This is a genomic window from Paenibacillus sp. ISL-20 (genome assembly GCF_018613005.1).
In the GTDB taxonomy this organism is placed as follows: domain Bacteria; phylum Bacillota; class Bacilli; order Paenibacillales; family Paenibacillaceae; genus Paenibacillus_AQ.
In genome coordinates this window covers 41,500-50,795 of the sequence record NZ_JAGGRD010000017.1, presented here as the reverse complement: position 1 = coordinate 50,795, position 9,296 = coordinate 41,500, and the positions used below count along the sequence as shown (strand labels likewise).

Below are 9,296 nucleotides of genomic sequence, written 5' to 3'. Positions count from 1 at the left end.
AAGTGCAGTGTTTCAAACCCTGCCCAAATCGAGTACAAAAGACATCAAAGGCTCCGTGGTCGTACATACTTCGTGTGGTCTGCCCGTGAAGCTTGTTTTTGTGCGCAACCGGAATAAAAGACGGGAATGGCTGACCATTTTAAGCACAGACGTCACGCTCGATGCGACGGAAATCGTACGAATCTACGGCATGCGTTGGAGTATTGAGACCTTTTTTAAAGTCACGAAAAGCTATTTGAAACTGGGAACGGAATTTCAGGGTCGTTCCTTCGACCAACTGATTAGCCACACGACGATTGTATTCAGCCGTTATTTGGCGATGGAATACGAACGGCGCGAAACCAGTGATGACCGGACACTTGGTGGACTCTTTTTTCTCTTTGCCGATGAGGTTCGCGATCTGGACTTCCAAACCGCGCTTCAGCAATTGATGAGTTTATTTCTCGAGATGTTTCAAGCGAAAACGAAAAAGAGCAAAACGTCTGTTTTTTGTCAACTACAAGAATGGATTTCTGGCTTACCCAGCTACATCAAGGGTTTGTTTGGAGATTTGAGCTGCGAAAGTTGAGTAGTTAATATTATTAAATCCCACCCGGTGAGCAATTTGTGTAATGGGTAAACTAGAATTCATAATCATCTCCTCCCCTTTTCTGATTCGGCATAGATTAACATACTCTACAAACGTTTGTCCGGTTATCTTTTTAAACGTCCTACAGAAATGATAAGGGCTCCATTCTAGCGAGCTTTGAAATACTGTTCAGTGTGAACTGCTCTCCGTAATGTTCTTCCACATACAACATGACGTCACGAAGTTCCTCGATCCTTCTTCGGTTTACACCTTCCGCTTTACTGTTACTAACCTCATAACCATATACTCGTGTCAGTGTCACGATAAGCCGATAGAGATAGGATTTGATGACCAATTCATATCCACTCTTTTTCGATTTATATTTCCTGATCATGCCAGTGAGAGGAGAACAAGGCATTGCCATAGGGCTGTGCTTGAAACAGATTAAACGGAAGATAGTTGCTGATTAGGTAAGCCGGTACATTCGCGGGTGCTGCAAATGATGACATGGGACATTCTCCTTTCAAAACGTGAAGAACCTGAGACGCTGACCTCAGGTTCTTAACAAAATACTTATAGTGCGTGTTCAAAAAGGTCGATTTTCAGCACCGAGAAGGTTGGATGAAGCTAGGGACGTCAGGAGCGGAGCGTACGTTTTGGGTATGTGAGCACCGGAAGGCCCGGCTGAATTCAAGATTCGATGCCGAGCTACTTCCTGATTTGCTTCGTGTTAGATATAGGATTTATAAGTTATCAACGGAGTTGATGAAATTCTATATCGCAAGAAAACCTACTTCTGAATCGCGGTCGCTCAGCCTTGAATTTGCCTCGATTGGTTTTCTTATCAAAAGCGGACTTTTTGAACAACCTCTTATGCAGGCGTCCGGACTCTTATTGCCCTTGTTCTTTCTTTTGTTTCTCTTCCTTGATCTTAATCGTTAATTCCTCTTCCAGCTTACGTAAAAATTCGGCGATATTCATATCTGAGTTTGCGAAGTCTTTCAATTTCTCCGTAATCATACCTTCAGCTAATCGCTGATATTCCGATTTTCTACCTTCAATTATTCTCGCGTTTTCCGGAAAATACGCTTTTACATTTTTGCCTTCGTAAATATCTTTTTCGCTGCCGAATGTCGCGATAACTTCAGGACTCTTCAATACCGTCGGATATCCTGCAGCGGAGAACTTCATCTGCATATCTTCCGCAACGACTTCTTTCATCCACTGGAAAGCTGCATCTTTTTGCTCGCTGTATTTATTCAATACATACATATGAGCTTGCGTAGGTGACGCTAACTGTTCTTCCCCTCCCCAGATGGGCATGAGAACCGAATCAACATTCGGTCGAATGGTTTCAGGAATTCCCCATTCCAAGTATGTCGGCCAAGACACTAACATCGCAGCCGTTCCACCGGCAAAGAAGCTTGCTTGTTTATCCGGATCACGTTCATACATACCTGGTATGCTATAGAACTTTTTCATCAATTCGAAATATCTTGTGACTGCCGGCTCCTTCGTAAGTAATACTTCATCGGTTTCAGGATCGACTACATTCGTAATAATTTCTTTAAGAGGTGCGAGCGCTTCGCTTGTTAGACTGTTCGTAAATCCCATCTCCAGACCACGGTAGTTTACACCATTTCGTTCTCCGGTCAACTTCTTAGCTAATTCAAAGGTTTCATCCCATGTCATGTGGTCTGTCGGGTAAGGAACGCCGAACATATCGAAAATCTCTTTATTGTAAAATAACGTAATGGTATCAGCAAACGTGGGTACACCAACCATTGAACCCTTATCATCGTAGGAGCGGAGCAAGGATATTACAGATGGATTGATACTAGTTTCATCCATTTCGTATATCTTCATGAAGTCATCAATGGGCTCAACCATATCCAGTTCTTTTAAACCATCAATTCCCTTAGAACTGTAAATAATATCTGGGACGACACCACTAGCGTTCAATTCTTGCAATGCTTCCGAGGTGGAATCACCTTGAATCCAATGAACGGTTATATTCTTACCTTCTGCTTGAAGCTTATCTTCAATGGGTTGCATGAGAGGAGTAATCTGATCTATGCCCCATTCATGTTGAATGGTGATCGTTGTCTCCTCGCTGAAATCCGTCACAGCTTTACTCGTCCAATCCACTTCTTCTTCCTGTGCATCTTCTTCGTTAGTCCCAGCAGGCTTCGCTTCGGATACAATTTCCGGTTCTTTATTTACCGAATCATTGCCGGTACAACCTGAAAGTATTGTTGTTAGCATGAATACAAAAGTAATGATTAGAAAAATCGATTTTCTCTTCATATATAATCCTCCTGTATTATCCTGAATTATGGATCTAGGTCTACTCGACCAAACCTGTACGTTCAACACTCTCAACAAAGTAACGCTGGGCAAAGAGGTAAAGAATAAGCGGGGGCAATATAACCAGGAAGCTTGCACCCATTTTAATCGGTTCAGCTAAATATTCCGGCAGTCCTCCATTCGTAATAAATGTCGTCAACTGACTATCGATAAATGACATTTTCAGTGCTAACGGCATATCGCCGCTTGAACCCAGGAACATCCTAGGGTAGTACGTGTCATTCCAAGTCCAGACGAACGAGAACAACAAGACGACGAGAATGGCTGGTCTTGCCAATGGAAACATAACGCGTACATAAAATCTCAAAGCACTAGCACCATCGATACGGGCCGCTTCTTCCAATGCTTTAGGCTGCGTGGAGAAGAATTGACGGAAAATGATGACAAAGAGTGCGCCCTTGACACCGAACCCAAAAATAGAAGGCAAAATTAAGGTTAATAAATGACCATTCAATCCAAGCTTTGTATACACCATAATCGTCGGCAAAATAACAACTTGAGGCGGAATAATGAATGCCAAGAAGACGAGGAATAGAATCGTCTTCTTGAATGGGACATCGAGTCTTGCCAAGGCATAGCCCGCTAGCCCGCACGAGATACAATGCAGCACAGCAGTCGAAATCGCAATCAGTACACTGATGGAGAGAGACTTCGGATAATCCAGCAGCTTCCATGCTTCGACCACATGTCCTAAGTAAACGGAAGACGGAATCCACGTCACGGTTGGATCAATTAAGTCCTTGGCACTCATGACCATCTTCACCAGCATTTTTAAAATTGGGTTCATATACACATAGGAGGTTACGATGAATATGCCGTACAAGACTAGTTTAAATATGAGCCCTTGATTCATCTCTCGACCTAGAATCGTATACTTCACTTGCCGTAATCCACGTTTCGTTGTGAACTTCTGTTTCAGTTTCACACGTCTCGCTAATTCAACCTTCATGTTCTGCCTCCCTTCCTCACTAACGATTTACTCCTGCATTTTTCCGGTTAATTCTACTGTAGAGGAGAATGACAATTCCCAAGAATACAAGAATAATAGCGAAGTAAATCCATGCCAGTGCACTATTAAATCCGTAGTTCCCCGTATTGATCAAACTAATGACAGGATTGGATGGGAACGTAAACATATCTACAACGGTATAAATTAAGTTCAGCAGGATGAACGGTGACATTGCTGGAAGTGTGATCTTCCAAAATACCTCCCATGGTGTAGCACCATCAATTCGAGCTGATTCATACGCAGACGTTGAAATGGTCTGAAGGCCTGCAATAAAGAGCAGAATTTGCACTCCGGAATACCATAAGACAAGGACAAATTGATTCAATACGGTCTTTACAGGTTTCGCCCATGAACTGTCCCCAAGGAACATATCCATGTAACCGCCAATATTAAATCGTTCAAGGAAACCTAGGTTGCCTTCCCCTTGATTAATAAATGACATCAGCACAGCACCCGTAGAGAAGATAACCGGTAAGAAGAAGATGGCGCGGAATAAGAATCGACCGGGCAGCTTTTGGTTCAACATAATAGAGATCATCAAGGCAAATATGACGATAACCGGGATCATGATGACGACTTCCTGGAAATATGGAATTAACTTATCGTATAGATCCGAGCTGTTAAACAAGATCTCACGGTAATATTTAACGCCAACAAAGTCGTACACAATTTTTTTCGGCAATATCTTTACCGTGTGAAAGCTCATAAAGAGTGAGAAGACTAACGGAAATCCTAAAAAAGCGATAAAGCCGATCAACCACGGTGCAATAAATAACGACCCTTCCAGCTTTCGGGATCTCTTAGCAGAGAGTATTCGCTTTGGGGCCATACTACGCACCTCCTTTGCTTACAATGTAGTCTTTGGCTTTCACAACAGCATCCCCGACGCTAACCTCTTTATCGTTATAATTCACGATGACTTGTTTTCCGTTACTGTATGTTGTTTCAAATACGCCGCTTACGATTTCACGATGGCCTGTAATGAACTCGTTCTGCACATCACCAAGTGCCTCTTCGTATTTTTGATACTGTGACACGATCTCTGCAAGCCAGTCCTTGTAGTTTGTACTGTAGAATTCATGGAGAGAAAGTGATTTAAGTAATTCCTGTGATGAAGCGTTCGTTACGACAAACGACGGTACTGCGCCGTATTCGATTCCCTTCAAGAAATTGTCCGCATAGTCATCACTCAAGTTCGCATACTCGAATGAGTATGTAGTCAGACCATGAAGAGCTATTTGGGCGAATGGTACAACACGATCGATAAACATGTCATAGGAGAAGTTAGAGGCCATGTTGTCCATATGGCTAATATATGGGAAGGTGTACGCGTTACCTCCTGCCCCTCTTACGCTGCCGAATGTTTCTTTTGTCATCTGAAACAATTGGCTCTGAATTTCCTTTGAATGTTTTCTTGTCGCTCTATAGTTCTCATTAAAGTCCGTATTCAACAACGATCCGATTCCTTGACCGTATAAATAGCCATTGATTCCTAATGATTTCGCTTCTTGGAGATCTCCTTCTATAACCCCTTTCATAAATTGAGGACTGACAAAAGTCTTCCGTCTGCTATCCCAATCCATCGATTCTATGACGGAAGAAGCTAGGTCACGAAGACCGTCTCGATTTTTTCGAAATCCGTCTTCACCGCCTCTGTTATACGTATAGGAAGAGGCATCAAGATAAACCGCATAGCCCTTCGAATGAGCAAAATCGGTGAATTTCTTCATTCCCTGATTACCGCCCAGTTGATCTGGAACGGGGAAGTCACCGCCAAACTTACTGTATCCATCGTTTTGCCAGCCAAGATAAGTGATGTCCATATGATCGACACCAAGTGCAGACAACTCTTGTACGATGCCTTCCGCCTCTTTCGTCGTAGTTAACGGTAGATATGAATCCCACAAAAATCCGTCTTCGGTATCGCCGCCAAGTAAATGCAGCTGCAGCCGCAGCTTCGCATGCTCACCTTCTAGCGGTTTCATCGCCGACTCCTTCATCAACAATTCCCGGTAGCGTTCAGCTAGTGTAACATAGCTAATTTCTTCGTTCTTCTCCTCGATCATATAATAACGGGTCGCACGATCCGACTTCGTTATTTCCTTGCTATACGTCAAGTAACCGTTCAACTTCTTCGTATCTGTCGGTTGGAAGAACTTGAACCGGTATTGATACTCCGGTGCAACCCAGTTGAATTGACTGAATGATCCCGAAGGCGCCGCAACCACGTTCGCGTACTCTTCACCTTCCGTAATGACTCCAAGAAGTCCTTGTTTATTCGATTTAATACCAAATACCGGCATAGTAATCGGATTACGATCAGACATGGTATTACGGTTACTGTATGCCCAATCGTCACCATAAACACGTTCCGTATAGAGGTTTTGTGTACCCGCTCGACGTTCTCTGAAATCAATTAAAGCGCCCGGCCCGTCTGGAATGTATAGAAATCCATCTTCGTCATCCGAAGTTTGTGCACCCAAGAAAGGGAATAAGCGAATGGACGCTAGGCGAGCCATCGGATCTTTCTTTGGCTTCGGTTTCTTGACTTCTTTGCCATCCTTATCAACCGTTGCTGCCGCTGGTACTTCCTTCGGCATGACTTTCTCATCTACCAGACCTTCAGCTAATACTTTGGTTTCAACGAAATCTTCGCCAAGCTTGACTTCTACTGGAATGATGAAGCCAAGATCCGGCATGTCATACATAACTTTAAATCCCTGATCTGTTACTTCGAACTGGCTTATTCCCCCTTTTTGTGCATAGAAGTTAGTCTCCTTCAGCAAGTCTTTACGCAGATTAAACTCTACATAACGGAACATAAAGGGTGAAGCAAGATGCAGCTTCCATGCATCTGTATTGAGCTTATCCTGCCAATCCTTCGGATTAGGGAAGGAGCGCCATACTTCTCCTGTGGTTTTACTTGTTACAGTAAAATGACCGGAGGATTTATCAGCTTTGAGCAATAATTTCTCATTCTCCGATATCGTTTGGAACTGGTTTTCATCCGGCAATTTCCCATTTGATTTTACAGGGGTTACTGCCTTTGTCGTACTCGTCTGAGGTGCTCTCTGTGTCTCCGTTTTAGTCTTTGTTTCAGTCTGTGCTGTTGTTTGAGTTTCGGTCTTCGTCTTATCGGTTGAAGCGGATGTAGCAAAGATGAAACCGCCGAGCGTCGACGCGAATAAGACGCAGATCGCAGCTACCATGAATCGTTTTTTGGAGCGTAATAAGCGCATCACATCGACACCTCCTGATAGATCGTGTAAACAAAGTTACCAAATTCGGATGTGAGTCCGATTAAGATGAACACAAGTACCCACATGATGGTCATCGTGATGACCGTAAGTGTTATATTCAATACCGTTTCGCCAACACCGTAGTTTTGCAACGCTTGAATGTTCCAGAAGAATAATAACCCACTCCACAAAAGCATACCTACCTCAATCGAGCTGTAAATGGATGCTTCACTTTGTGTAAAGATGTTCGAAATAAGGGCAAGCGGGATCCCGAGTAACACAACCGGGAATAAGGAATAACAGCTTCCCACGAACACATCTTTAAACCTTGCTTCACCTTGCTTGATCGAACCTACCAGATAGTTACATACCACCCATGATAACCATACGGCCAAGAAGACTGTAAGCATGTAAGTTGAACCCTTTGCATAGACCGGCACTGGATTATATGTAAAACTCGTATAGAACGATTTCACCAGAAGCATGACTACCGTTAATATGAGAATAACGAAAGCACTGATGTAGCCACCCTTATTCAAATATCTCAAATCACCAAATCCATCTATCGGATGTTTCAAGATATAGAATACATGCTTTAATTGCTGGAACCAGGTTTGACTGTTTAACTTATTCGATTTCGGCATCATTCGGAAATTGAATTTTTTCTTTAGCCTGATAAAAACCCATAATAAGAGGCTGGCTATAATAACAGAGTTCGCCAAGGTCGAGAAGTTTTTCTGGAACCATTGCAGGCGAATCTGCCAGAATGAGTCTGAGTATCCCTCACCATCTCCTGCAAGCTTGAACAAGTCTCTAGCGCGCTCGTACTCACCGCGAGAAAATGCGGCCTGAGCGATTCCTTTATAAGCTGGAGAGAAGTGAGCATTCAACTTCAGTACTTTGTTCCAATACTGCTCCCCTTCTGCATACTTGCCTTCCTCCATCAACTTGTAAGCTTCGTGAACCGTTGCTCCAAACTCGGTCGGTTCATACTCTTGAATGAGGCCCAGCGCCTCATCCAAAATATAAAGGTGTTTGTTTGAGTTGGTTTCTACTGCAACAGGTGCCGCTGTTAAACCAACCAGCGAATTACCTAAGGCAGAACGGCCTGACCAATAAAATAACATCGTACCGTTTGCATCATACTGGGAGACAATGTTCCGTGATTTATCAATAATCGTTACATTACCATTCTGATCTAAGGAAACATCGGTAAGCTGCTTCTCAATCAATTCATCAGATTCTACGGTAGCTAAGGAAAACAACCGTTCATTGAACGACATCTCTTTCCATATATTTTCACCGCGAATGTTTAATTTCTTGACTTGCTCTGTTTTGGAACCGGAAACCGTATAGATGAAGCCTTGATCATCGATATCTATATTCCGGATCGTTACAGGCAGAAGTCGAACCTGCCGACTCAATTGCTCTTTCGAATAAAACTGTCTCCGAATGATATCCATCAGCGTTACTTCCGTTTTATTCGTTCCGAAGAACTGGTCGAATTTCCCCTCGGGAGTAAATTGGATGATCCCGTGATAACTTCCTTTCGATACAACATATATAAAGCCGCGTTTATCGATAACCATATTCGTCGGTTCATATACGAAGGATTCATTAATTAGTGGTGATGCAGGACGACCAATTTCAGTCAATAATTTCGCATTCTTATCCAGGTGAACAACTCGCTTATTACCTGTATCCGCAATGTAAACATCGCCATTATCGGCAACAAACACACCCTGTGGTTGATTGAGCGGACTTTCTGGTAACGTGATTAACCGAACAAGCTCACCACTTTCATTAAGATGAACAATCCGATTATTATCGGTATCCGCAATATAAATATCATCATTGTCTGCTATGAATAGATCTTGAGGCCGCTGCAGCGAGGTATATTCTACTTCACCCTTCTCATTGACGACTGGAATTTCCTGCGCTAATACGCCGACTGGAGAATAAGCAGATTGAGTCATAATCGTACGTTCATAACTGTCTTCCGTGAAGGTACGATAAGGAACATCAGCGCTTGCGATCATCGGGAACCCAGTCAGTGCAATCAAGCAGACTAGCCAAAGCACATATTTTCGTTTGCTTGGATTGTTGCGCATTG

Annotated in this window: 8 protein-coding genes and 1 pseudogene; 1 reads left to right on the top strand and 8 read right to left on the bottom strand. The window is 43.1% G+C overall.

The window, feature by feature from the left end; all coding sequences use genetic code 11:
• Positions 1–568: pseudogene (locus J7E85_RS10075) on the top strand (IS4 family transposase); the annotation flags it as partial.
• Here the strand turns inward: J7E85_RS10075 and J7E85_RS34810 are convergent.
• The 8 genes from J7E85_RS34810 to J7E85_RS10040 form a co-directional block, all read right to left on the bottom strand.
• The gene (locus J7E85_RS34810) at positions 518–697 is read right to left on the bottom strand and encodes a helix-turn-helix domain-containing protein (protein WP_215157393.1); all 180 of its coding nucleotides are present in this window, start codon (positions 695–697) and stop codon (positions 518–520) included. The pseudogene J7E85_RS10075 and the gene J7E85_RS34810 overlap by 51 nt on opposite strands.
• Positions 698–710: 13 nt before the next feature.
• Positions 711–962 carry a hypothetical protein gene (locus J7E85_RS10065; RefSeq protein ID WP_215157385.1) on the bottom strand — a complete coding sequence of 84 codons (252 nt, stop codon included), beginning with the start codon at positions 960–962 and terminating at the stop codon, positions 711–713.
• Complete coding sequence (locus J7E85_RS34535) at positions 946–1,077, bottom strand: hypothetical protein (RefSeq protein WP_285228805.1); 132 nt, start codon at positions 1,075–1,077, stop codon at positions 946–948. Before J7E85_RS34535 ends, J7E85_RS10065 begins: the two co-directional genes overlap by 17 nt.
• A gap of 382 nt (positions 1,078–1,459) precedes the next feature.
• On the bottom strand, positions 1,460–2,875 hold the full coding sequence (locus J7E85_RS10060; RefSeq protein WP_215157383.1) for an ABC transporter substrate-binding protein: 1,416 nt from the start codon (positions 2,873–2,875) through the stop codon (positions 1,460–1,462).
• 40 nt (positions 2,876–2,915) lie between these two features.
• Positions 2,916–3,884: a carbohydrate ABC transporter permease gene (locus tag J7E85_RS10055; RefSeq protein ID WP_076325471.1), complete on the bottom strand. Its 969-nt coding sequence runs from the start codon at positions 3,882–3,884 to the stop codon at positions 2,916–2,918.
• A gap of 19 nt (positions 3,885–3,903) precedes the next feature.
• The gene (locus J7E85_RS10050) at positions 3,904–4,773 is read right to left on the bottom strand and encodes a carbohydrate ABC transporter permease (protein WP_098742108.1); all 870 of its coding nucleotides are present in this window, start codon (positions 4,771–4,773) and stop codon (positions 3,904–3,906) included.
• Between the two features lies 1 nt (position 4,774).
• On the bottom strand, positions 4,775–7,183 hold the full coding sequence (locus tag J7E85_RS10045) for a DUF5696 domain-containing protein (protein ID WP_215157391.1): 2,409 nt from the start codon (positions 7,181–7,183) through the stop codon (positions 4,775–4,777).
• Positions 7,183–9,294, bottom strand: a complete 2,112-nt coding sequence (locus J7E85_RS10040; RefSeq protein ID WP_215157381.1) for a YIP1 family protein — start codon at positions 9,292–9,294, stop codon at positions 7,183–7,185. Before J7E85_RS10040 ends, J7E85_RS10045 begins: the two co-directional genes overlap by 1 nt.
• Between the last annotated feature and the right edge of the window lie 2 nt (positions 9,295–9,296).